Here is a 22,658-nt window from a genome sequence, read left to right as displayed (position 1 = left end):
GGCGACGCCGACGCGCGAGTGTGAGGTAGGCACGAGGCGGAACTCTGGCGACACAACGTGGAAACCGGGTGTACGGCGGCTGAATGCGGCCTGCTCGCTGCCGGAACGCCAGGCAGGCCGCGCACCACGCGACACCCGGGCACCACCCGCCGCCACCGGCACCGGTGGGCCCCCGTCCACGGCCGGCCCGACCGCCGGCCCGACCGCCCCCTGCCCGCACGCCCGTTCGGACGGCCTCCTACGATCAGTGCGCAGACCCGCCCTACCGCACGACGACTCCACCGCACGGGGAACGGAGTCGCGCACCGAGGAGGAACGTCCATGCAAGCCCGGAAGATCGGCGCGGCCGCCGCGACAGCGGTGGCGCTTCTGGCCGCCCGCGACCTCGTCCAGAAGAAGCACGCGCTGCTCCGGAACTTCCCGGTGGCCGGGCACGCCCGCTACCTGCTGGAGCGGATCGGGCCGGAACTGCGGCAGTACATCGTGACCTCCAACGAGGAGGAGCGCCCCTTCAGCCGCGACCAGCGGACCTGGATCTACGCGTCGGCGAAGGAGGAGAACAACTACTTCGGCTTCGGCACCGAGGTCGACGTCGAGCACGTCCAGGGCCACGCCTACCTGAAGCAGCGCACCTTCGCCGGGCCGCTGCCCGACGCGCACGACCCGCAGGCCGCGCTGCCCTCGGCCAAGGTGCTGGGCGGTCCGCGCGGCCGCGCCAAGGCGTTCCGGCCGGCCAGCGTGGTGAACATCTCCGCGATGAGCTTCGGCTCGCTCTCCGGCGCGGCGATCACCGCGCTCAACAAGGGCGCGGCCCAGGCGGGCACCATGCACAACACCGGCGAGGGCGGCCTCTCGCCGTACCACCGCAACGGCGGCGACCTCGTCCTCCAGCTCGGCACGGCGTACTTCGGCTGCCGCGACGAGGACGGCGGCTTCAACCTGGACAAGCTCAAGGAGGTCGTCGCCGGTGCCCCGGTCAAGGCGATAGAGATCAAGCTCTCCCAGGGCGCCAAGCCGGGCCTGGGCGGGATGCTGCCGGGCTCCAAGGTGACCTCGGAGATCGCCGCCATCCGTGGCATCCCGGTCGGTCAGGACTGCGCCTCCCCGTCGCGGCACACCGCCTTCGGGGACGTCGACTCGATGCTCGACTTCGTCGAGCTGCTCGCCACCGAGACCGGCGTGCCGGTCGGGGTCAAGAGCGCGGTCGGGGACATGGGCTTCTGGCGGGAGCTGGCCACGCTGATGGCGCGGGGCGACCGCGGGGTCGACTTCGTCACGATCGACGGCGGCGAGGGCGGCACCGGGGCGGCGCCGCGGATGTTCGCCGACTCGGTGTCGCTGCCGTTCCGGATGGGCTTCTCCCGGGTCTACGGCACCTTCGCCGAGCTGGGGCTCACCGACGACCTGACCTTCATCGGCTCCGGCAAGCTCGGCCTGCCCGAGAACGCCGCGGTCGCCTTCGCCCTGGGCGTCGACATGATCAACGTGGCCCGCGAAGCCATGCTGTCGATCGGCTGCATCCAGGCGCAGAAGTGCCACACCGACAAGTGCCCCACCGGCATCGCGACCCAGAACGCGTGGCTAGCCCGCGGCCTCGACCCGGCCTCCAAGGCCGACCGGGCCGCCAACTACCTGCGCACCCTGCGCCGGGAACTGATGAAGGTCTCCTCGGCCGTCGGCGTCGCCCACCCGGCCCTCATCACGGCCGACGACATCGAGATCATGAACGGCGACTACGAGGCCCGCACCCTGGCCGGCGTCTACGGCTACAAGGACGGCTGGGGCGAGCTCGGCCCCCGCCTCGCCGAGGAGATCACCACCCTGCTCACCCCCGGCCCGGCCGCCTGACCCGCCCGCGGGCACGGACGGCGCCCTCCGCACGACCACAGCGGTCGCGCGGAGGGCGCCGGTCTTTCCGCCGGACCGTCAGTTCCAGAGCCAGAACTGGTAGGCGCTGCCGTTGCACCAGTTGGCGACCGCGTTGCCGGTCTGGCCGCCGTCCAGGCACTTCCTGGAGTCGTGCGACCACACGAAGACCCAGTACGTCTGGCCGTTGATGGTCTTCGAGGCCCCCCTCGTCCATTGCTGGTAGTCGCCGGGGTTGCACGGGCCTTCGCCGTTGTTGCTGCCCACGCCCGGGTCGAGGCAGTAGCCGGAGTTGGTCTGGAGCTGGTAGTAGTTCGCGCCCACGGGGGATTTGTCGTGCCACCACTGGGCGCCGGAGCCGTTACAGGGGTACGTGCTGATGTAGCCACCGGCGTCAAGGCACTGCTGCTTCGCCTCGTTGAACATCGGGCCGTTCTTCCACGCGGCATTGGCCGTGCCGCTCTGCGCCACGAGGAGGAGGGCCGATGACGCGGCCGTGACGGCGACGGCTCGCAGCGCCGTCGTCCTGACTCCCCGAAGGTTCCGGAACATGCTGTCCCTTTCTTCCCGAAGCGGGCTACGGCTCAGGGTGCCCGGTTGGGCGCCCTGAGCCGTTGCATTGCTCCGGAAAGTTAGGTGTGCATGCCACCCCGGTCAACCAATCGAAGGCAAAGGCCCGATCCGATCGGTGGAGTTCCGGTTTCCGAGGCCTTCGCGCCACCGCCCTGAGCTGGCGCGGATGTGCTCCAAACCTCGTCGTGGGTGAGATGGGTCACGCGGGGCGGCGGCGTCGGTGGGTGGTGGCGAGGAGGGCGGTCAGGGCGAGGAGGGTGAGGGCGCAGGCGATGGTCGCGAAGCCGAGGCCGGTCTGCCACGGCGTCATCGTCGTGCCGAGGTCCAGGACGAAGATGCTGTCGGACATCAGGTAGCCGACGACGGTGGACACGCCCGTCACGGCGGCGGCGATCCAGAGCCACAGCGAGTCGCGGAGCACCACGAGCCCGGCCAGGACCAGGCACAGGACGGCGGCCGTGCTGAACCCGGCATCGGCGGCCGGGCTCTGGCCCCAGTAGGGGAACACGATCGACAGGTGCAGTCCGGCGCTGGCCACCAGGGCGGCGGCCGCCGACCACCGCAGCGGCGAGCGTGCCCCGCGCAGGCGGGCCAAAGGACGGCGCCCGTTGTCGACCGGTGGCCGGACGCCGGCATCCGGATCCTCCGGGGGCTCCTCGGTCTCCGGTTCCTCCGTCGCGGCCTCGGTGGCGGGGCCGGAGGCGGTGGGGGTGGAGTGCAGCAGCTGGGTGAGGTGGGCGACGTCGGGTACGGGCCGGACCGCCGCGGCCTCGCGCAGGGCGTCCTGGATGCCGCTGGCGGGGTCGGTGCTCAGGAGGGCGGCGAGCAGCGCGACGTCGTCGGCCGAGCGGGTGAGGACGGCCGTGCGCAGGATCGCGTCGGCGCCGGCGGGGGCCTCGGGCCGCAGCAGCGCGAGCAGCCGGGCCAGGTCCTCCACCGGACGGGTGGCCGCCGCCCGCTGCAGGGCGGGCGTGAGCCGCGAGGTCCGTTCGGACCCGAGGTGGCGCAGGAGCTCGGCCACCTCCTCGACCGGCCGGGCCGCGGCCGCCTCCAGCATCGTCACGGCGAACTCGTCGCCGGGTGACGCCTCGGACGCGGGGCCGGGGGACGGCGGTAAAGCACCGGACGGGGCGCCGGGGGAGTCGGGTACCGGATCGGGCGTGATCGCGGTGTCGGGACCGGGGGAGAGCGGGTAAGCCACGGGACCTCCTGGAGACGGACAACTGGAACGACCGTCGGTCTCACCGCTGGAGGGAGCCCGGAACTGCCGTACTCCTTCCAGCCTCCTCGCCGCTCTGCCGAGCGCTACCGGGGTTCGGGCATTCGGAGGACCACGGCCGCCGGCCCGGGGCTCCCCGCCTCGGGCCGTGCCGCCGGGGGTGGGTCAGGGGGCCGGGGCCTCGCCGGTGGGGGTGTGGTCATCGGGAGGGGTGTGGGGGGTGGCCGGGTGGGGTGTGCGGGGCCCGGTGCGCTCCTCGGCGGTGCGGCAGGTGCCGCAGGTGCTCCAGTGGGGGCGGTGCCGGGGCCGGTCGGCGGTGGTTTCGGTGGAATGTCGTGGCGCCATGGTCATGTCGGAGGTGTCCAGGCCGCACAGGGTGTGCGGGCCGCAGAGGCCGGACGCCTCGGCCGGGGCGGCGTGGGCACGGCGCACCGGGTTCTCGGGGTCCGCCGGTCTGCGGTCGGGTCCGAGGATCCGGACGTTGGTCGGGGTGTCGGGTTCCAGCACGATGACGGTGTCCATCCCCCCAACGTCGCCGGGGGTCGGGCGCGCCGCACCCGCCGGTGGCCATCCGGACGAACCACCGTCCGGCCACGGTCCGGCCGGGGCCCTGTGATACAGCTGGTGGTTTGCGGTCGATCGGAGGGGAAGGTCCATGGCGGAACAACGAGTTGTCATCGTGACAGGCGGCGGTACGGGCATCGGCGCGGCCACCGCGCGGCTGCTGTGCGAGGGGGGTCACCGGGTCGTCGTCTCCGGGCGGCGGAGCGAGCCGCTGGACGGCGTCGCCGAGCGGACCGGCGCGCTGGCCCACCCGGCTGACACGACCGACCCCGAGGCCGTACGCGACCTCGTCGAGAGCACCGTCGCCCGCTTCGGGCGGCTCGACGGACTGGTCGTCAACGCGGGGGTCGGCCGCGGCGGCGGCGTCGGCGAGACCTCCGACGAGGACTGGGACCTGGTGCTGCGCACCAACCTCACCGGTCCGTTCCTGACGATGCGGGCGGCCCTGCCGCATCTGCTGCGCGCCCGCGGCGCCGTCGTCGCGGTGGCCTCCGTCTCGGCGCTGCGCAACGGCACGGGCAACGCCGCCTACGCCGCGTCCAAGGCGGCGCTGCTGCAGCTGTGCAGCTCACTGGCCGTCGACTACGGCTCGCGCGGGCTGCGGGCCAACACGGTGTGCCCCAGCTGGGTGCGCACCGAGATGGCCGACCGCCGGATGGCCCGCTTCGCGGAGGAGGCGCGGCTGGGCGACGGCGAGGGTGCCGGCGGAGGCGTCGGCGACGGTTCCGGCGACGGCGGTCTGGACGCGGCCTACGCCGAGGCCACCCGGCTGCTCCCGGCGGGCCGTCCGGCCGACCCGCGGGAGGTCGCCGAGGCCATCGCCTGGCTGCTGTCCCCGGCGGCCTCCTTCGTCAACGGCGCGACCCTCACCGTCGACGGCGGCGCCACCGCCCTGGACCCGGGCACAGTCCCCTTCAACCACCGGATCGTCCCCCGGGAACCCGCCTCCTGAGCCCCGGCATGCCCACCGCCGGGCCCTGGAACGGACCGGTGCCGGCCTCCCCCCCCCCCCCCCAGTGCGCGGGAGGGGGAGGCCGGCACCGCCCGGGCCGGGCCCGTTACGGCAGCGGGATGCGCACCACCTGCGGGTCGTGGTCGCTGAGCTGGTTGCTGAACTCGCTGTTGATGTGCACGATGTCGTAGCCGTACGAGGTGGCCGCCAGCGCGCGGGAGATCAGGATGTGGTCGAGCACCTGCGAGTTGCCCTCGTACACGTAGGTGTAGCGCTCGGGCAGCGGCAGGGTGCGCGGCAGGTCGGTGAGCGAGCCGCCGGCGGTGAGGATGTCGGCGGTCTGGGAGAACTCGAAGTCGTTGAGGTCGCCGAGCACGATGACCGAGGCGTTCGGGTCGACGGCCATGATCTGGTCGGTGAAGCCCTTCACCGCGGTCGCCTGGTCGTGGCGCTGGCTCTCCGAGGGGTGGGACGGCTGCTGGTAGCGGCCGAAGAGGGGCTGGTCGCCGCCCTTGGAGTTGAAGTGGTTGGCGATCACGAAGACCGGCTTGCCGTTCCAGCGGAACTCGCCGGCCAGCGGCTTGCGGCTGGAGGAGAAGGCCGCGTTGCCCGGGTCGATCCGTCCGGGGGAGTAGGCGAGCCGCGGCGTGCCGCCCGCGTTCACCACGGAGTCGGCGGTGGTGGAGCCGGCGCCGGGGCGGTCGGTGAAGGAGAGGCCGCGGTCGGTGCGGAACAGGAACACCTGGCGGATGTTGCCGCCGGGCTGCCCGCCGTCCTGGCCGTCCACCGGGTCGATCTCGCGGTACGAGTAGGCGGGGCCGCCGGCCGCGGTGACGGCCGCGGTGAGCTTGGCGAGGGTCTGGGTGGCGCTGACCGTGCCGTCGTCGGTGGCGCCGCTGTTGTCCTGGATCTCCTCGAGGGCGACCAGGTCGGGCGAGCGCAGGTTGGTGACGATGCCCGCCGCGAGGCCGTCGAACTTGCTCTGCGGGTCGGAGGGGGCGAGGTTCTCCACGTTGAAGGTGGCGGCGGCGAGCTGACCGGCCGTCGGCGCGGTGGTGACCTCGGGGGCGGTGCCGCCGGAGGTGACCGCGGGGGTCGCGGTGACCTGGAGGGTGAAGTTGCCGAAGGCGTAGTCGAGCACGCCGACGGTGGCGCCGGTCAGGGTGTCGCCGGTGTTCGCGGTCGGGGTGGGCGCGAGCGCCTTGCCGAGGACGACCCGCTCCGGGTTGCCGTCACCGGCCTGGAGCAGGATGCCGCCCCGGTTGGTGCGGGTGGTGCTGCCCTGCGGGACGACGGGGAGCTCGCCGTACTTGTTGGTCGGCCCGACCACGGCCGCGTCGTCGATCTCGACCCGCATGCCCTCCAGGGACTCCCAGAAGTCCAGGCCGTCGGTGGCGGGCTGATAGTTCCCGGCGGTCTCGACGTCGCCGGAGGTGACGCTGGAGATGACCGCGGACGGGGGTATCCGGCCGCCCGGGCCGACCAGGGTGGCGGCCGGCAGCGGCGCGTTGTGGGCGACCACCGTGACGGTGGGCGCGGTGAGTTCGGTGATCGACAGGTTGGTGGTGCCGCCGGTGCCGCCCGGGCGGTACTGGCTGACGGTGGCGCTCACCGTCACCGAGTCGCCGACCGCGACGGTGGGCGCGCCGGCGGTGTAGACGTAGACGCCCTCGCTGGTGCCGGGGTCGCTGTCGGGCTGCGGGTCCTGGTACCAGAAGCCGTTGGGGCCGACGGCGGTCACCACGCCGGGCACCGCGCTGACCGCGGAGCCGGCCAGCGGGGAGGTGCGGGCGGCGCCCTGGATGTCGTGGATGCGGGTGCCGCCGGTGCCACCGCCGCCGGTGGAGGAGGAGTTGCGCGGCGTGGGCGTGGCGAGCGCGAAGTCCGCCGCGTTGTTGTCGGTGTCGGTGGTGCCGCCGCCCGCGCGCAGGGCGGCGGTGGTGTTGGACAGGTTGCCGGTCGGGGAGCCCTCGGCGGAGGTGGCGCTGGAGCCGTAGCCGATGAAGTCCTTCACCCCGGGCTGGGTGGCGCAGCCGGAACCGCAGGTCAGCGCGGTGCCGTTGGTGACCAGCGCGACCTTGCCGGAGGTCGCCGACAGGGCGATCGTGCCGGTCGCGTCCGGCGTCGGCAGGGCGCTGCCGGCGCCGGCTCCGGCGGCCTCCTGGACCAGGAAGTAGTGGCCGGGCGCGATCGTGCCGGACAGGGTGGTCCGCGACCAGGACGAGCCGCCGGCCGAGGCGTACTGCACCGTCCAGCCGGTGACGGTCACCGGCGCGGTGCCGCGGTTGTACAGCTCGACGAAGTCGTTGGTGTACGGGGCACCGGAGTTGCCGCCGCCGCCGTACACCTGGCTGATCACGATGTCGGGGGACGCCGCCTGGGCCGCGCCGGCGGGCAGTGCGACCAGCGCCGCCACCACGCCGGCGGCCGAGGCCGCGGCGAGGGTCCGGCGTCGGAATCCCGGCGTTCTCGGGGTACTCGGCGTTCTCGGGGTGCTCCGGGGGTTCGGGGTGCTCCGCATGAGGCCTACTCCTGACCACCGTCCGGGTTCGTGGCCCGGCGGTGTGAGCGCGGATGGGAAAGGTCGGGCGCTGAGGTTGTAGCAGCGCCACCAGATGCCTACCGTCCGTGTCGGGCAACGGCCAGACGTACGGCGGAAGAACGTTTCTACGCGCGACAAGTGGGAGATTCCGCTCCGGAATTGACGCCTGGTCCGCCGCTGCGGCCGCCACCGGACCGCCGCTGTCCCAGTGGGCCGGGATCGCCGGTACTCGCCAGAATTGGTCCAGACCTATTGACGGGCTGTGCCGCCCCTCCTACGATCCGGACCGGCACAGCCCCACATGTCCCCCCACCTCACCCAGAGCCGGGCGTCACGCCCCCACGCGTTGGTCATGGGCATGCCCACACCGCATGCCTCATGCCCCACGGCGCTCGGCGGGAAGGGAGCACAGCATGTTCCGTCGAAGGCCGGGCACTCCACGCCCGTCGAGCGATGCCCGCCCCGCCGTGGAACGCGCCACCCGGGCCCACGGGACCGGCTCCACCGAGCCCGCACCGACCGTCCTCAAGCGCGCCCTGGCCGGGGTGAGCGCCGCCGCCGTCATCGGGGCCGGGCTCGCGGCGGCCGGCACCGTCACGGCCGGGGCCGCCACCACCGACCTCGTCGCCAACCTCGTCGCCAACCCCGGCTTCGAGAACGGACTCTCCGGCTGGACCTGCACCGGCGGCTCCGGCACGGCGGTCGGCAGCCCGGTCCACGCCGGCTCCGGCGCGCTCCGGGCCACGCCGACCGGCCAGGACGACGCCCAGTGCTCCCAGACCGTCAGCGTGCAGCCCAACTCCCAGTACACGCTGAGCGCCTACGTCCAGGGCAGCTACGTCTACCTGGGCGCCACCGGCACCGGCCTCTCCGGCGCCCAGTCCACCTGGACCCCGAGCGCCGCGACGTACAGCCAGCTCAGCGTCGGCTTCAGCACCGGGGCGAACACCACCTCGGTCACCGTCTACCTGCACGGCTGGTACGGGCAGCCCGCGTTCTACGCGGACGACGTCGCGCTCGCCGGCCCCGGCGGCAGCAGCCCCACACCGACCGCGACCCCCACCACCACACCGCCGACCACCCCGCCCACCACCCCTCCGACGACCCCGCCGACCACGCCGCCGACGACGCCGCCCACCACCCCGCCCACGACGCCGCCCACCACCCCGCCGGGTGACACCTGCCCGACGAAGCCCAAGCCCTCGGGCAAGGTCCTGCAGGGCTACTGGGAGAACTGGGACGGCGCCGCGAACGGCGTCCACCCCGGCATGGGCTGGGTCCCCATCACGGACAGCCGGATGGCCGCGCACGGCTACAACGTCATCAACGCCGCCTTCCCGGTGATCCTCTCGGACGGCACCGTGCAGTGGCAGGACGGCATGGACGCCGGCGTCAAGGTGTCGACCCCCGCCGAGATGTGCCAGGCCAAGGCGGCCGGTTCGACGATCCTGATGTCGATCGGCGGAGCCGCCGCGGGCATCGACCTGAGCTCCAGCACCGTCGCCGACCGCTTCGTGGCGACCGTCGTCCCGATCCTGAAGAAGTACAACTTCGACGGCATCGACATCGACATCGAGACCGGCCTGTCCGGCAGCGGCGACATCAACACGCTGTCCGCCTCCCAGGCCAACCTGATCCGCATCATCGACGGCGTGCTGGCCCAGATGCCCGCGGGCTTCGGCCTGACGATGGCCCCCGAGACCGCGTACGTCACCGGCGGCAGCGTCACCTACGGCTCGATCTGGGGCGCCTACCTGCCGATCGTCAAGAAGTACGCCGACAACGGCCGGCTCTGGTGGCTCAACATGCAGTACTACAACGGCAGCATGTACGGCTGCTCCGGCGACTCCTACCAGGCCGGCACCGTCCAGGGCTTCACCGCGCAGACCACCTGCCTGAACAACGGCCTGACGATCCAGGGCACCACCGTCAAGGTGCCGTACGACAAGCAGGTGCCCGGCCTGCCGGCCCAGCCCGGCGCGGGCGGCGGCTACCTGGACCCGGGCCTGGTCGGCCAGTCCTGGAACGCCTTCGGCGGATCGCTGAAGGGCCTGATGACCTGGTCGATCAACTGGGACGGCTCCCGCGGCTGGACCTTCGGCGACAACGTCAAGCGCCTTCAGGGCCGTTGACCGACCGCCGGGACCCCGCCGAACAGGGCTGACGCCCCCGCCGACGTCCCGCCGACGCCCCGCGCCCGCCCCGCCGACGTCCCGCGTGCCCCGGTGCGCGGGACGTCGGTTGTTCGGCGTTTTGTTCAATGACCGAGGGCCGAACCAGAACAACCCCGGTGCGCTACACCAGTAGCGCACGCCACACCCGTGCCGTGCGTGGGACCAGGGCCGCGACAGCGCCGAACCCCGGGAGAGTGCACCAGATGACGACGCTCTGCATCGCGAACAACCGCACCGAGGAGATGGTCGGGGACCTCACCGGGATGGCGCCGCTGGAGCAGCTGTACGCCGGGTGCGGGGCGCAGCGGATGCTCTGGTGGGCGGAGGACGGGGACGTCCTGGTGCTGCCCTGGGGGCCCGACCCGGAGTACCTGGCGTACGTCACCGGGCTGACCGGGGTGCGGGCCGACAGCCTGACCTTCGTGGTGCCGCCGCCCGGCGCCCAGGGCGACCAGGTGCTCACCACCGACCGGCTGGCCGACCCGGTCTTCCGGGCCGAGCTGGGCCGGGTCCTGGCGGGCCGCACCGTCGAGGAGGTGCTGGCGATCTCGCCGAACGGCGCGGTGGCCGAGCTGGCGGCCGCGCTCGGGCTGGCGCACGCCATGCCCGGCCAGGCCTTCGCCGCGCAGGGCGGCAATGCCCTGGTGAACAGCAAGGCCGGGTTCCGGGCGGTGGCCGCCGGGGTCGGGGTGCCGATCCCGCCCGGGCGGGTGGCCGGTTCGCCCGCCGAGGTCGAGGACGCGATCGAGCAGCTGCTGGCGCAGGGCCACAGCGTGATGGTGAAGGTCGAGTTCCAGGCCGGCGGCTTCGGCAACGAGGTGCTCGCCCGGGACGAGCGGGTGGACGCGGCGGGCGCCGAACGCGTGGTGCCGCTGACGGACCGGGAGGCGGTGGCCGGGTACGTCGCCGAGCGGTGGACCTGGCTGACCGGCGGGCGCGGCCAACGGGTGGTGGTGGAGCGGTACTTCGCCGACTCCGCGCCGCTCTACGCGCAGTTCCTGATCGACGACGCGGCCGTGGTGCTCTCCGGCTGCGGCGAGATGGTGATGCGGCCGGTGGTGATCGGGGAGATCACCCCGCCGGTCACCCCGGACGCCGAGGTGCGGGCCGAACTCGTCGCCCAGGGCGCCCGGTTGTGCGAGGCGTTGCGGGTGATCGGCTACCGCGGCACGGTCAGTGCGGACGCCGTGCTGACCCCCAAGGGCGAGATCTACTTCCACGAGACCAACGGCCGGCTCACCGGCTCCAGCCACCTGCACGACGCCTACTTCGGCCGCCTGCTGCGCGAGGAGCACCGCGGCTCGCGCTACATCCTGGAGCTGGCCGGCCTCAAGGTGCCCTCCTTCGCCGAGGCCGTGGCCGCGATCGGCGAGGCCGGGCTGGCCTTCGACCCGGAGACCGGCACCGGCGTGCTCTACAGCTGCGACTTCGGGCCCGCCGACGGCTCGGTGATGTACTGCACGATCGCCGAGAGCCCGGAGGGCACCCGCGCCCTGGAGACCGCGCTGCTCGCGCTCTTCGCCGGATGAGAGCCGACACGGCCGACGGCGGGATGCGGGCGGCGGTGATCCACCGCTACGGCGGGCCGGAGGAGTTCCGCACCGAGACGGTGCCGGAGCCGGTGGCCGGCCCGGGCCAGGTGCTGATCGACGTCACCCTGGCCGGGCTCAACTACGCCGACCTGCACTGCCGCACCGGCGAGTACGCGCGCTACCCGCTGCCGGCCGTGCTCGGCGCCGACGTGGTCGGCCGGCGGCGCGGGGACGGCCGGCGGGTCGCCGCGCTGCTGCGTTCCGGCGGCGGGTACGCCCAGGTGGCCCGCGCCGAGGCGGCCCACACGGTGGAGCTGCCGGACGGCGTGGCCGACGAGCAGGCGCTCGCGCTGCTGGAACAGGGGGCGACGGCCTACGGCGCGCTGACCCTGGCGGGACGGCTGCGGCCGGGCGAGACCGTCGCGGTGACCTCCGCCGCCGGCGGGGTGGGGCACCTGGCGGTGCAGCTGGCCCGGGAGCTGGGCGCGGGCCGGGTGCTCGCCCTGGCCTCCACCCCGGCGAAGCGGGAGTTCGCCCGCTCGCTGGGCGCGGACCGGGTCCTGGACCCCGGGGACCCGGAGCTGGCCGAGCGGCTGGCCGCGGAGCCGGGCGGGGTGGACCTGTTCGTGGACCTGGTCGGCGGCCGGGTGCTGCGCGCCGGACTGGACGCCCTGGCGCCGTTCGGGCGGCTGCTGTCGGTCGGGGCCCGGGGCGGGGCGGAGGAGAGCTTCTCGGTGGACGAGCTGGCCGACCGCTCGGCGGGGCTGCTGGGGTTCTGGCTCCAGCACGTCCTGGCGGACCGGGCACTGTTCGCCGGTGTCGCGGAGCGGCTGTTCGGGCTCGCCGCCGAGCGGCGGCTGGTGGCGCGGATCGACCGGACCGTACCGCTGTCCGGGGTGGCCGGGGCGCACCGGGCGCTGGCCGGGCGGGAGACCATGGGCAAGGTGCTGGTGGACGTCCGCCGCGAGGACTGAGCCGGCGTGTGGACTGAGCTGCCATGAGGACCGGGCCCGACGATCTGTCGTCGGGCCCGGTCGCCGTTCAGTACCCCGCGACCTCGTCCAGGCCGTGGCCGCGCAGCGGGACGAGGAAGCTGCGTTCGAACACCACCACGGTCTCGCCGGTGGACTTGGTGCCGGTGGTGCGGCAGCTCACGATGCCCTGCCCGTCCCGGCTCTTGGACAGCCGCTTGGCGAGGGTCTCGGTCTCCGCGTAGAGGGTGTCGCCGGTGAACACCGGGTGGGTCATCCGGATGTTCTCCCAGCCCAGGTTGGCGATGGTGCGCCCGCTCGTCGAGCGGGCGGTCATCCCGCCGACGATGCTGAGGGTCACCAGGCTGGAGACGATCGGCCGCCCCCAGGGGGTGTGCGCGCTGTAGGCGGCGTCGATGTGCAGCGGGGCGTCGTTCATGCTCAGCATGCTCATCAGCACGTTGTCGAGTTCGGTGACGGTCCGCCCGGGGCGGTGCTCGACCACCTCGCCGACCTCGAACTCCTCGTAGTAGCGCCCGACCACCTCGCGGTAGCGGCGCTCGCCGATCCGCCGGTAGCCGGCCGGTTCGGTTCCGTCCATGACGGCGTTCCCCCAAGTCCTAGAGATCGGCGGTGAGTTCCTTGACGTGCCCGGCGAACTCGCGGATCAGCCGCTCGTCCATGTCGGCCCGCATCATCAGCCGGAGCCCGGCCTCGCCCTTGGGCACGATCGGGAAGAACACCGCCGAGCTGTAGAAGCCGCGCTCGAAGAGCTGGGCGGACAGCTTGACCGCCTGCTCGGCGTCCCCGACGTCGACCCGGCGCACCGGCAGGCCGTTGCCCGCGAAGGTGGTCGGCAGCAGCTCGTCGAAGAGGTCGATGTTGCGGTTCAAGGTGGCCTGGAGGTCGGCGAGTTCCGGGGAGCGGTGGATGGCGGCACTGCCGAGCGAGGCGCCGACCAGCGGCAGGGCGACGTTCTGCGACCAGCCGACCGGGCCGGCGTGCCGGTGCAGGAACTCGAACTGCTCGCGGTTGCCGAGCATCGCGACCCCGCCGCCGGTGCCGAAGCCCTTGCCGAGGCTGGCGACGATGACCGTCAGCGGGTTCATCTCCAGCCGGGAGCGGACGAAGCCCTCGCCCCGCTCACCCATGATGGACAGCGAGTGGGAGTCGTCGATGTAGAGGAACAGCCCGTAGCGGTCCTGGAGTTCGAGCAGCCCGTCGAGGGCCGCCGCGCCGCCCATCGAGTACGCGCCGTCGGCCACGTAGGCGACCCGCGGGTACTTGCGGCAGATGTCCTCCAGGTAGTTCAGGTCGTTGTGCGGACAGGTGAGCACCAGCGACTCGTCCGCGCAGATCGGCTTCACGTACGCCATGCAGAAGTGGCAGAAGCGGTCGAAGACCATCACCCGCGGGCCGCCGCCGCCCTGGCAGGTGCCGTCCAGGTGGCCGGAGGCGATCAGCGGCAGGATGCCGGCGGTGAGCGAGGTGCAGGACGCGCCCGGCAGGACGTGCGCGCCGAACAGCTCGCCCAGCTCCTCCTCCAGGCGCACCAGCAGGTTGTGCCGGATCCGGGTGGTGGAGGTGACCAGCCAGGTGCTGCGGGACTCGGCCAGCGCGTCCACGGCGGCGGCCGCGACCGAGGGGTGGTTGTTCAGGCCCAGGTACGCGCAGGAGACCATGTTGGCGAACTCGTGGCCGGTCTCGCGGACGATCAGCCGGTTGTTGGACTCCGAGTCCACCGTGATGCCGATCAGGCCGTTGGCGGCGGCGGCCTGCCAGACCGGGTCGGCGGCGGCCAGCATGGCCTCGGCGTTGCGGTACCGGCGCGGGCCCAGGATCGATTCTTCGGTCATCGTCACGTCTCCGTCGCGTGGTTCGGGGTGTTGTCGGGTCGGGGCTTGCTCTCGGGTCGGGGCGGGCCGTCCGGCTGAGGCGCGCCGTCGGGTCGGGGCGAGCCGTCCGGCCGAGGCGGGTCGAACTGCTCGATCAGCCGCTGCGAGGCCTCGAAGAACGGCATGCCGACCATCACCCCGTCCACCACGGTGACCGAGCGGCCGTTCTCCAGGCCTGCCGCGACGACCCGCCGGGCGCGCGCCAGCAGCTCCTCGTCCGGACTGAACGTCTCGTTGATCAGCGCCAGTTGGCGCGGATGGACGGCGATCTTGCCGCTGAAGCCGAAGTCCCGGGCGAGACCGGCCTCCCGGCGCAGCCCGGCCAGGTCGGCGACCTCGAAGAACGGCGCGTCCATCGCCTCCACCCCCGCGGCGCGGGCGCTGTTGACGATCCGTCCGCGGGCGTGGGCCAGGGCCTCCCAGGAGAGCCGGGCGCCGACCGCGAAGGCGTAGTCGGCCGAGCCGAAGACCAGCCCGCGCAGCCGGTGCCCGGCGGCCGCGATCGCGGGCGCGTGCTCGATGCCCAGCGGGGTCTCCACGACGGCCAGGAACTCCGTCTCCGGGCAGTCCGGGCCGAGCGCGCCGGCGGCGATCTCGACGTCCCGGGGGGACTCGGCCATCGGGATCAGCACCAGGTCCGGCTTGACCCGGTAGCGGGTGATGGCGATCAGGTCGCGCAGGCCGTCCGGCCCGGACAGCGCGTTGATGCGCACCGCGCTGCGCGCGAGCTTGGTGGACGGGAGGGCGAAGAACTCCTCGGCGAGCCGGCGGGCCTCCTCCTTCCGGGCGGGCGGGACCGAATCCTCCAGATCGACCATGGCGATGTCGGCCCCGGACTGGTGGCTCTTGGTGTACCGCTCCACGGCCATCGCGGGTGTGGACAGCAGGGAACGGCAGTACCGCGTGAACTTCATGGATGTCTCCGAAGTCAGCGAAGGCTGCGGGTCCCGGTTCTATCCCACCGGCTTTGTTCGGCGCCGTACGGCTGGACATTGAACATCAACTCGGAACAACCGACCCGCACGCACCATTGTTTGACGCCAACTGCCCTGTGCATGATGAATCACCGGGGGATGGACAGGAGACACGCCTCGCTACACGCGTCGCACGCGTGGACGCGTGGGGCGCAAGGGCGTCAGCACACCGCTTCAACGAAGAAGGGGGCCGTAGTGCCGCGTCGGGAAAGTCCACTGGACCCTGGGGACGGGTCGCTGCTGCGGTTCGCGGGCGATCTGCGGGCGCTGAGGGAGCGCGCCGGAAGTCCGCCGTACCGCCAGCTCGCTGTGCGGGCGCACTGTTCGGCGGCCAGTCTGTCGGTGGCCGCGGGCGGGCGGCGGCTGCCCAGCCTCGCCGTCACCCTCGCCTATGTGCAGGCCTGCGGCGGGGACGTGCGGGAGTGGCGGCACCGCTGGCAGCTGCTGGCCGCCGAGCTGGCCGCCGACGCCGCCGCGCGGCGGCGCGCCCTGGACGCCGGGCGGGCGCCGTACCCGGGCGCGGCGGCCTTCGAGGCGGTCGACGCGGAGCGGTTCTTCGGCCGGGAGGCGCTGCTGGACCGGCTGGTGTCGGTGCTGGCCGAGCGGCGGCTGGTGATCGTCACCGGGCCGTCAGGATCGGGCAAGTCCTCGCTGGTCAGGGCCGGTCTGCTGGCCAGGCTCGGCTGGGCCCCGGCGGTCGTCGGGGCGGCCGCCGGGAGAACCGGGGCCGGGGACGGAGCGGGGCGGTCCCCGGCCGGCGGCGGTGTGCCGGTGGCGCTGTTGACGCCCGGCGAACGACCGATGGAGGCGTACGCGCTCGCGCTCGCCCGGCTCGGGCAGCGAGCCGGGGAGACGACGCGCGACACGTCCGGGCCGACGGCCGGCGATCCGGTGCTGGTGGTGGACCAGGGCGAGCAGCTGCGCACCCGCTGCCGGAACGCCGCCGAGCGGGCGCGCTTCCTGGACGCGCTGGTGGCGACGGCCGCGGGCGGTCCCGGGGAGGCCCTGGCGGGGCTGCCGGTGGCGGCGCCGGCCCGGTGCCGGGTGGTGCTGGTGGTGCGCTCGGACCAGAGCGGGCCACTGTTCGCCGAGCACCCGGGGCTGGCCGACGTCGGCCGCCACGGCGTGCTGACGGTGGGGCGTCCGGCGCCGGACGAGCTGCGGCGGGCGATCACCGAACCGGCGTTACGGGCGGGCTGCACCGTCGAGGGCGCCCTGCTCGCCGTCCTCATCTCGACCGCCGCGCAACAGCCGGGCGCGCTCCCGCTGCTGTCCGCGGCGCTGCTGGAGACCTGGCGGCGGCGCAGCGGCAACGCGCTCACCCTGGCCGGGTTCCAGGCCACGGGCGGTTTCGAGGGGGCGCTGGCCCGGACGGCGGAGACGCTGTACAACGGGCTGGAGGCCGCGGACCGGGCGGCGGCGCGGGCCGTGTTCCTGCGGCTGGGCGGGGAGTTGCTCGACGGCGAGCTGCCCGGGGCCGGGGAGGAGACGGCCGCCCCGGTGTCCCTGGGCGACGGGCTGACGGTGGGCGGCGAGCTGGTGGGCGGCGGTGACGAGGGCACCCGGAAGCCGGTCCGGCGGGCCGAGTTCGACGGTCCCGGTGTCCCCGAGGTGATGGAACGGCTGGTCCGGGCCCGGCTGGTGGTGGTCGACCGGGACACCGTCGAACTCGCCCACCACGCCCTTCCGCAGGCCTGGCCGAGGCTGCGCGGGTGGCTGGGCGAGGGCCGCGAGGCACTGGGCGAACAGCGCAGGCTCACCGCGGCCGCCCGGGGCTGGGCAGCCGCCGACCGGGACCCGGAACTGCTGTACCGGGGCGTCCGGCTGGAACAGCTGATGCGACGGGTGGCGGCCGGGGAGCTGGCCACCGCCGGGGTCGAACGGGCCTTCCTGGCGGCCTCGGCCCGGGCCGCCGTCGCCGACCGGCGCCGGTCCCAGCGCCAGCACCTGACGGTGGCCGGGCTCGCCGCGGCGAGCGGGGCCCTGCTGGCCCTGGCGGGCGGGAGCCGGATCCGCCGGGCCTGGCGGTGGTGACCGGCGGGCCGGGCACGACGTAGGGCTGCTGGGGCCCGGACCACCGCCGGTCGCCGGGACGTCCAGCCGGGGCATTGATCGGCACCGGAACGGGTGAGTCGAACAACCGGTTGATCAACCGGAGTCCGGTCGCGGCGGCGTTCTCGGTGCCGATCACGGTCCTTGCGCCGCCGTCGACCGGCCGGGTAGCTTGACGATCGATCCCGGCCCGTCGAAAGGCGAATTCGGCTGCCCGGCCGGGGATTTCCCGTACGCCGTGGCCGGCCGGAGACCGTCCGGCGATTCATCCGCACCCGAATTCCCGTGGCCGGTTCCGTACGCTCGCGCCGCCGTGTCCGCGCCGTTTCCGCGTTTCCCTAAACCCGTGTCAAGGGGGAGTCATGTCCAATTCGGCCCGTCCGGTGCACAGCTGGGACGAGTTCAGCACATTGCGGGAGGTCGTGGTCGGCAGCGCCGTCGGCGCCCGGCTGCCCGAGCAGACCGAGCCGTCCTCCTGGCTGTCCTGCTTCCCGAAGACCAGTGCCGCCGACCTCGGCTCGATCCAGGTCGGGCCGTACTCGCCGCAGGTCGTGGAGGAGACCGAGGAGGACCTGGACGCGCTGGTGGCCACCCTGCGGGGTCTCGGCGTCACCGTCCACCAGCCCGAAGTGATCGACCACGCGGCCGAGTTCGCCTCCCCGCTGTGGAAGGCCGACGGCGGCTTCCACTCCTACTGCCCGCGTGACCTCACCCTGGTGGTCGGCGAGACGGTCATCGAGGTCGCCAGCCCGATGCGCCAGCGCTACTTCGAGGTCTTCGGGCTGCGCGGACTCTTCCAGGACTACCTGCGCCGCGGCGCGCGCTGGATCTCCGCTCCCCGGCCGCAACTGAGGGACGAGCTCTTCGAGTTCGACGCGGACGGGCTCCCGCTGCTGGGTGAGAGCGAGCCGGTCTTCGACGCCGCGAACGTGCTGCGGCTCGGCCGGGACGTGTTCTACCAGGTCTCCCGCAGCGGGAACGAACTCGGCCTGCGGTGGCTGGAGTCCACCCTGGGCCTGCTCGGCGACGGCGGTCTGCGGCTGCACCCGCTGCGCGACATCTACGGGTACACCCACATCGACAGCACCATCGCGCTGCTGCGGCCGGGACTGGTGCTGCTGAACCCGGAGCGGGTCAACCCGGACACCGTGCCGGAGCCGCTGCGGGGCTGGGACATCCTGTGGTGCCCGCCGGCCGAGCCCTCTGGTGACGCGCTGGAGAACGCGCTCAGCGAGAGCTGGATCAGCATGAACCTGCTGATGGTCTCCCCGGACACGGCGATCGTCGAGTCCGGGCAGGACGCCCTGATCAAGCAGCTGGAGCACGCCGGGATCACCGTCCTGCCGCACCGGCTGCGGCACTCCCGGGTGCTCGGCGGCGGCTTCCACTGCGTCACCCTGGACATCCGGCGGGACGGCGGTCTGGAGGACTACCTGTCCTGACCCGCGCGGCGGCGGCCGGCCCGGCCCGGCCCGACTCGGTCGGGCCGGGCCGGGTGGAGCGGGCTCAGCCCTCGGTGGGGTCGGGCGTCCGGGGGCTCAGCGGAACGGACCGGACGGAGTCGGCCACCTGCTGTACCTGCCGCAGCGTGGGATCGGAGGGCTTCCGCAGACAGGCCGTGATCTCGACCGCCGCCTTGGGGCCGTCGCGCTCGACGACGCGCACCCCGATCATCTGGCGGTCGCCGCCGAGCGCCAGGCAGGCCTTGTCGACGACCTGGGGGAGGAGCTTGGAGCGGTCCCCGGTCATCTTGTCGGCCAGCTCCGGGTCCTCCACCAGCCGGAACGTGAGGACGGCGCCGCCGAGGACGAGCGGCCCGGAGACCGGACAGCGGGAGGCCTCCAGCTTGCAGGACGGTGCGGGCTGGAGCGCCTGGGTGCCGAGGTAGCCGAACCGGTCCTGCGGGTCGTCGGTCACGGCGGTCCGGGTGTGCCAGCCCGCCGGCACGTCCACGACCATGGTCGGGAACAGCGGGAACCGGATCGATGTGCCCGTCGGGCTGAAGGAGACGGTGGGTTCGGCCGTCGGCGTGGCCATCTCCGCAGCCGTCGCCGCCGGGGCCGGGGCGGAGACGGACCCGGCCGGCCCCAGGCCGCCGTCCCGCCCCGCGCCGGGGGCGATCGCGGGCGCGGCGGCCAGCACGGCGGCGGTGAGCCCGATGCTCAGCCCCGCGGCGAGCCCGGCCGCGCGCCGTCGGCGCCTGCTCCGGTCGACGCGGGCGAGGACGCGTTCCATCCGGTCCTCGGGGGAGGCGAGAGCCGGCACGGCCTGGTGGAGCAGGATCCGCAGCTCCTCCTCGTCGGCCCCGTCGCGCCGCGGGTCGTCCGGGCCGAGCAGGTCAGTTCCAGTCACGACGTCCCCCGTCCAGCAGGAGCTCCCGGGCGGGCAGCCGGCCGCGCAGCGCGGAGAGCGCCCGGTGCGTCTGGCTCTTGACGGTGCCCGTGGTGCAGCGCAGCACCTCGGCGGTCTCCTCGACGCTGAGGTCCTCGAAGAAGCGGAGCACCACCACGGCCCGTTGCCGCGGCGGCAGCGACCGCACGGCCTCGGCGACCACCTGGCCGAGCACCACCCCGTCGTACGGGTCGTGGCCGGTCGGCGGCTCCGGCAGTTCCCCGTGCGGCAGCTCCCCGGTCCAGCGGCGCCGCCACCAGGAGATGTGGCAGTTCACCAGGACCTTGCGCAGGTACGCCTCGGGGCGGTCGGGGGCGATCCGCGCCCACTTGGGCCAGACCTTGGCGAGTGCCGTCTGCAGCAGGTCCTCGGCCTGGTGCGGGTCGCCGGTCAGCAGCCAGGCCACCCGCAGGAGCTTCGGCCCGCAGGCGGCGACGAACTCCTCGAAGTCCGGCGGTGTCGCGTTCGTCATCCTGCCGTCGTCCCCGCCATGCTTCTCGTGCCGTCCCCATCTGCCCGGGCGGCCGTTCGGGCCGCGGTGTCGTCGTTTCTCTCACGGCAGCTCAACGCGGTGGGCGGCGCTCCGGGTTGCCTGGCCGGTAGGAAGATCCTCGGCGGACTTCCTCGACAGCACCGGTCGCCGGTGATCGGTTCTGCTCGGGCCCGCCGACCGCACCGGCGGCACTAGACTTCCGCCATGCTCAAAGCTGACCGTACCGCCCGGATCCTCGCGCACATCACCGAGGCGGGGAGCGCCGACGTGCACGAGCTGGCCGGGCTGCTCGACGTCTCCCCGGCCACCGTCCGGCGCGACCTGCAGGAGCTGCACGACCAGGGGCTGCTGCACCGCACCCGCGGCGGGGCCGTGACCGGGGCCGTCAACCTGGAACTGCCGCTGCGGCACAAGCACGGCAAGCGCCAGGCGGAGAAGCGGCGGATCGCCCTGGCGGCCGAGCGGCTGGTGCCGGACGGCGCGGTGGTGGGCCTGACCGGCGGCACCACGACGAGTGAGCTGGCCCGGGTGCTGGCGGAGCGCAGCGGGCTCACGATCGTCACCAACGCGGTCAACATCGCGGCCGACCTGATCGTCCGGCCGGAGGTCCGGCTGGTGGTGGTCGGCGGGATCGCCCGGACCACGAGCTACGAGCTGGTGGGGCCGGCCGCCGACCGGATGCTCGGCCAGTACCACCTGGACATCGCCTTCATCGGGGTGGACGGCCTGACCGCCCAGGAGGGCTGCACCACGCACGACGAGATGGAGGCGCAGACCGACCGCGCGTTCCTGGGCAGCAGCGCGCGGTCGGTGGTCCTGGCGGACAGCACCAAGATCGGCCGGGTCACCTTCGCGCGGATCTGCCCGCTCTCCGACGTGCACGACCTGGTCACCGACGACGAGTTGACGGTGGCCCAGGAGGAGGCCGTCGCCGGCTGCGGGGTCCGGGTCCTGCGGGCCTGAACCGTTCGACGCTCCGTCGTTCGCCGCGCACCCCTGATGCCCGGCCGGGCCCGCCCGGCCGGGTTTTCTGCTGCCCCGCCCGTTGACATGAACTGTCCGAGGCAGGAAGCTCGTTCGGAACTGCTCGGAACCAGCTCGCTTCAAGCAATTCGGATCAGCGAATCAAGCGCGTACGAAGGCGGTAGTTGCGGTGAACAAACCTGTGCTGGCCCTCGCCACCGTGTGCGTGCTCGGCGCGCTCGCCCTCACGGCCTGCGGCAGCGGCGGTGGCGGCGGGAGCGACGACGGCGGACCGGGCCCCGGCGGCAAGGTGACGCTCAAACTGGTCGCCGCCGACTACGGCGACAAGGAGTCCAACAGCTCGAAGGCCTACTGGAAGGGCGTCACCTCCGCCTTCACGGCGGCCCATCCCGACATCGCCGTCGACGTCCAGGTGGTCAACTGGAACGACATCGACAAGCAGGTCAAGACGATGATCCAGAGCGGCAACGTGCCGGACGTCCTGCAGACCGGCGGCTACGCCGACAAGGTCGCCGACGACCTCCTCTACAAGGCCGAGGACGTGCTGTCCGCCGCCACCCGGGCCGACCTCATCGACAGCCTCGCCGACGCCGGCCGGGTCAAGGGCGTGCAGTACGGCATCCCGTTCGTCTCCTCGGCCCGCGCCTTCTTCTACAACCGGGCCGTCTTCCAGCAGGCCGGCATCACCCGCCCGCCCGCCACCTGGGACGAGCTGCGCCAGGACGCCGAGCTGATCAAGGCCAAGGTGCCCGGGGTCACCCCGTACGCCCTGCCGCTGGGACCGGAGGAGGCCCAGGGCGAGAGCATGCTCTGGGAGCTCGGGAACGGCGGCGGGCCCACCGGCAAGGACGGCGCGTACACCCTCGACAGCCAGGCCAACGTCGACACCTTCGGGTGGCTCAGGACCAACCTCGTCGGCCCGGGCCTGACCTACGCCAACCCGGCCACCACCGACCGCAAGACCGCGTTCGCCGACTTCGCCGCCGGCAAGGCGGCCATGCTCAACGGGCACCCCTCGCTGATCACCATGGCCCGGGACGGCAAGGTCGACTACGGCGTCGCCCCCGTACCCGGCAAGGCCGGCCCGCTCGCCTCCACCCTCGGCGTGGCCGACTGGATGATGGCCTTCAAGAAGAACGGCCACCGCGACCAGGTCCGCACGTTCCTCGACTTCGTCTACACCGAGGAGAACACGCTCCGGTTCTACGAGACCTACAACCTGATGCCGGTCACCAAGGACGCCCTCAGCGCCATGACCGCCAGCGGACGGCACAAGGACCTCGAACCGTTCTTCGCCCTGCTGCCGCAGGCCACCTTCTACCCGCTCGGCGACACCAGCTGGGACGCGGTCTCGGCCGAGCTGAAGAAGTCCGTCGGCGGCGCCGTCGCGGGCGACCCGGCCAAGGTGCTCGGCGACCTGCAGAAGAAGGCCAAGGCCGCCACCGCCGACAAGTAGCCCCGGCTTCCGGCTCCCCC

General features: G+C 73.3%; 18 protein-coding genes. 9 read left to right on the top strand and 9 right to left on the bottom strand.

All coding sequences use genetic code 11. The features are described 5' to 3' along the window. The first annotated feature begins 321 nt into the window (after window positions 1-321). Window positions 322-1,848, top strand: coding sequence for an FMN-binding glutamate synthase family protein (locus IE332_RS06570; protein WP_189914192.1), 1,527 nt, complete (start codon window positions 322-324; stop codon window positions 1,846-1,848). A 78-nt stretch (window positions 1,849-1,926) separates the two neighbouring features. On the opposite strand, the gene IE332_RS06565 is transcribed toward IE332_RS06570, so the two are convergent. The 3 genes from IE332_RS06565 to IE332_RS06555 form a co-directional block, all read right to left on the bottom strand. After that, on the bottom strand, window positions 1,927-2,418 hold the full coding sequence (locus IE332_RS06565; protein WP_189914191.1) for an RICIN domain-containing protein: 492 nt from the start codon (window positions 2,416-2,418) through the stop codon (window positions 1,927-1,929). Window positions 2,419-2,638: 220 nt separating this feature from the next. Beyond that, window positions 2,639-3,640 carry a hypothetical protein gene (locus IE332_RS06560; protein ID WP_189914190.1) on the bottom strand — a complete coding sequence of 334 codons (1,002 nt, stop codon included), beginning with the start codon at window positions 3,638-3,640 and terminating at the stop codon, window positions 2,639-2,641. A gap of 183 nt (window positions 3,641-3,823) precedes the next feature. Then, window positions 3,824-4,180 (bottom strand): hypothetical protein, encoded by a 357-nt coding sequence (locus IE332_RS06555; RefSeq protein WP_189914189.1) that lies wholly within the window; start codon window positions 4,178-4,180, stop codon window positions 3,824-3,826. Between the two features lie 133 nt (window positions 4,181-4,313). Between IE332_RS06555 and IE332_RS06550 the strand changes: the two genes are divergently transcribed. Next, the gene (locus IE332_RS06550; RefSeq protein WP_189914188.1) at window positions 4,314-5,174 is read left to right on the top strand and encodes an SDR family NAD(P)-dependent oxidoreductase; all 861 of its coding nucleotides are present in this window, start codon (window positions 4,314-4,316) and stop codon (window positions 5,172-5,174) included. A 106-nt stretch (window positions 5,175-5,280) separates the two neighbouring features. Here the strand turns inward: IE332_RS06550 and IE332_RS06545 are convergent, their stop codons facing one another. After that, a complete protein-coding gene (locus IE332_RS06545) occupies window positions 5,281-7,695 on the bottom strand; it encodes a DUF8508 domain-containing protein (protein WP_189914187.1) in 2,415 nt (804 codons plus the stop codon). Window positions 7,696-8,129: 434 nt separating this feature from the next. Between IE332_RS06545 and IE332_RS06540 the strand changes: the two genes are divergently transcribed. The 3 genes from IE332_RS06540 (at window position 8,130) to IE332_RS06530 (ending at window position 12,396) form a co-directional block, all read left to right on the top strand. Beyond that, window positions 8,130-9,848 (top strand): carbohydrate binding domain-containing protein, encoded by a 1,719-nt coding sequence (locus IE332_RS06540; protein ID WP_189914186.1) that lies wholly within the window; start codon window positions 8,130-8,132, stop codon window positions 9,846-9,848. A 245-nt stretch (window positions 9,849-10,093) separates the two neighbouring features. Further along, window positions 10,094-11,419 (top strand): preATP grasp domain-containing protein, encoded by a 1,326-nt coding sequence (locus tag IE332_RS06535; protein ID WP_189914185.1) that lies wholly within the window; start codon window positions 10,094-10,096, stop codon window positions 11,417-11,419. Further along, window positions 11,416-12,396, top strand: a complete 981-nt coding sequence (locus tag IE332_RS06530) for a quinone oxidoreductase family protein (RefSeq protein WP_229928375.1) — start codon at window positions 11,416-11,418, stop codon at window positions 12,394-12,396. Before IE332_RS06535 ends, IE332_RS06530 begins: the two co-directional genes overlap by 4 nt. A 67-nt stretch (window positions 12,397-12,463) precedes the next feature. Here the strand turns inward: IE332_RS06530 and IE332_RS06525 are convergent, their stop codons facing one another. The 3 genes from IE332_RS06525 to IE332_RS06515 are packed head-to-tail and all read right to left on the bottom strand — an operon-like array spanning window position 12,464 to window position 15,202. Then, window positions 12,464-12,994: a MaoC family dehydratase gene (locus tag IE332_RS06525; protein WP_189914184.1), complete on the bottom strand. Its 531-nt coding sequence runs from the start codon at window positions 12,992-12,994 to the stop codon at window positions 12,464-12,466. Window positions 12,995-13,013: 19 nt separating this feature from the next. Continuing rightward, a complete protein-coding gene (locus IE332_RS06520) occupies window positions 13,014-14,249 on the bottom strand; it encodes an aminotransferase class I/II-fold pyridoxal phosphate-dependent enzyme (protein WP_229928374.1) in 1,236 nt (411 codons plus the stop codon). A gap of 2 nt (window positions 14,250-14,251) precedes the next feature. Then, window positions 14,252-15,202, bottom strand: coding sequence for an HpcH/HpaI aldolase/citrate lyase family protein (locus tag IE332_RS06515; RefSeq protein WP_189914182.1), 951 nt, complete (start codon window positions 15,200-15,202; stop codon window positions 14,252-14,254). 255 nt (window positions 15,203-15,457) lie between these two features. Here IE332_RS06515 and IE332_RS06510 point away from each other — a divergent pair, with 255 nt between their 5' ends. After that, complete coding sequence (locus IE332_RS06510) at window positions 15,458-17,296, top strand: ATP-binding protein (RefSeq protein ID WP_189914181.1); 1,839 nt, start codon at window positions 15,458-15,460, stop codon at window positions 17,294-17,296. Between the two features lie 380 nt (window positions 17,297-17,676). Further along, complete coding sequence (locus tag IE332_RS06505; RefSeq protein WP_189914180.1) at window positions 17,677-18,756, top strand: scyllo-inosamine-4-phosphate amidinotransferase; 1,080 nt, start codon at window positions 17,677-17,679, stop codon at window positions 18,754-18,756. Window positions 18,757-18,820: 64 nt separating this feature from the next. Here the strand turns inward: IE332_RS06505 and IE332_RS06500 are convergent, their stop codons facing one another. Both IE332_RS06500 and IE332_RS06495 read right to left on the bottom strand, forming a co-directional pair. After that, a complete protein-coding gene (locus IE332_RS06500) occupies window positions 18,821-19,666 on the bottom strand; it encodes a hypothetical protein (protein ID WP_189914179.1) in 846 nt (281 codons plus the stop codon). Beyond that, the gene (locus IE332_RS06495; protein ID WP_189914178.1) at window positions 19,653-20,177 is read right to left on the bottom strand and encodes a SigE family RNA polymerase sigma factor; all 525 of its coding nucleotides are present in this window, start codon (window positions 20,175-20,177) and stop codon (window positions 19,653-19,655) included. The genes IE332_RS06500 and IE332_RS06495 overlap by 14 nt, the downstream gene beginning before the upstream one ends. A 225-nt stretch (window positions 20,178-20,402) precedes the next feature. On the opposite strand from IE332_RS06495, the gene IE332_RS06490 reads away from it, so the two are divergent. Beyond that, window positions 20,403-21,161 carry a DeoR/GlpR family DNA-binding transcription regulator gene (locus IE332_RS06490; RefSeq protein WP_189914177.1) on the top strand — a complete coding sequence of 253 codons (759 nt, stop codon included), beginning with the start codon at window positions 20,403-20,405 and terminating at the stop codon, window positions 21,159-21,161. A gap of 190 nt (window positions 21,162-21,351) precedes the next feature. After that, entirely contained in the window at window positions 21,352-22,638 is a 1,287-nt protein-coding gene (locus IE332_RS06485) for an extracellular solute-binding protein (RefSeq protein WP_189914176.1), read from the top strand. Window positions 22,639-22,658: the final 20 nt, after the last annotated feature.

The sequence above is a fragment of the Kitasatospora xanthocidica genome (assembly GCF_014656195.1).
Lineage (GTDB): Bacteria > Actinomycetota > Actinomycetes > Streptomycetales > Streptomycetaceae > Kitasatospora > Kitasatospora xanthocidica.
Note: the sequence above shows the minus strand (reverse complement) of the source record. Positions and strands in the feature narration are given on the sequence as shown.

What these genes read in the sequence shown, in the direction of transcription:
- IE332_RS06570 (WP_189914192.1), top strand. Translation starts at nt 322, where the DNA reads ATGCAAGCCCGGAAGATCGGCGCGGCCGCCGCGACAGCGGTGGCGCTT.
- IE332_RS06565 (WP_189914191.1), bottom strand. Translation starts at nt 2,418, where the DNA reads ATGTTCCGGAACCTTCGGGGAGTCAGGACGACGGCGCTGCGAGCCGTC.
- IE332_RS06555 (WP_189914189.1), bottom strand. Translation starts at nt 4,180, where the DNA reads ATGGACACCGTCATCGTGCTGGAACCCGACACCCCGACCAACGTCCGG.
- IE332_RS06550 (WP_189914188.1), top strand. Translation starts at nt 4,314, where the DNA reads ATGGCGGAACAACGAGTTGTCATCGTGACAGGCGGCGGTACGGGCATC.
- IE332_RS06545 (WP_189914187.1), bottom strand. Translation starts at nt 7,695, where the DNA reads ATGCGGAGCACCCCGAACCCCCGGAGCACCCCGAGAACGCCGAGTACC.
- IE332_RS06540 (WP_189914186.1), top strand. Translation starts at nt 8,130, where the DNA reads ATGTTCCGTCGAAGGCCGGGCACTCCACGCCCGTCGAGCGATGCCCGC.
- IE332_RS06535 (WP_189914185.1), top strand. Translation starts at nt 10,094, where the DNA reads ATGACGACGCTCTGCATCGCGAACAACCGCACCGAGGAGATGGTCGGG.
- IE332_RS06530 (WP_229928375.1), top strand. Translation starts at nt 11,416, where the DNA reads ATGAGAGCCGACACGGCCGACGGCGGGATGCGGGCGGCGGTGATCCAC.
- IE332_RS06525 (WP_189914184.1), bottom strand. Translation starts at nt 12,994, where the DNA reads ATGGACGGAACCGAACCGGCCGGCTACCGGCGGATCGGCGAGCGCCGC.
- IE332_RS06520 (WP_229928374.1), bottom strand. Translation starts at nt 14,249, where the DNA reads ATGACCGAAGAATCGATCCTGGGCCCGCGCCGGTACCGCAACGCCGAG.
- IE332_RS06515 (WP_189914182.1), bottom strand. Translation starts at nt 15,202, where the DNA reads ATGAAGTTCACGCGGTACTGCCGTTCCCTGCTGTCCACACCCGCGATG.
- IE332_RS06505 (WP_189914180.1), top strand. Translation starts at nt 17,677, where the DNA reads ATGTCCAATTCGGCCCGTCCGGTGCACAGCTGGGACGAGTTCAGCACA.
- IE332_RS06495 (WP_189914178.1), bottom strand. Translation starts at nt 20,177, where the DNA reads ATGACGAACGCGACACCGCCGGACTTCGAGGAGTTCGTCGCCGCCTGC.
- IE332_RS06490 (WP_189914177.1), top strand. Translation starts at nt 20,403, where the DNA reads ATGCTCAAAGCTGACCGTACCGCCCGGATCCTCGCGCACATCACCGAG.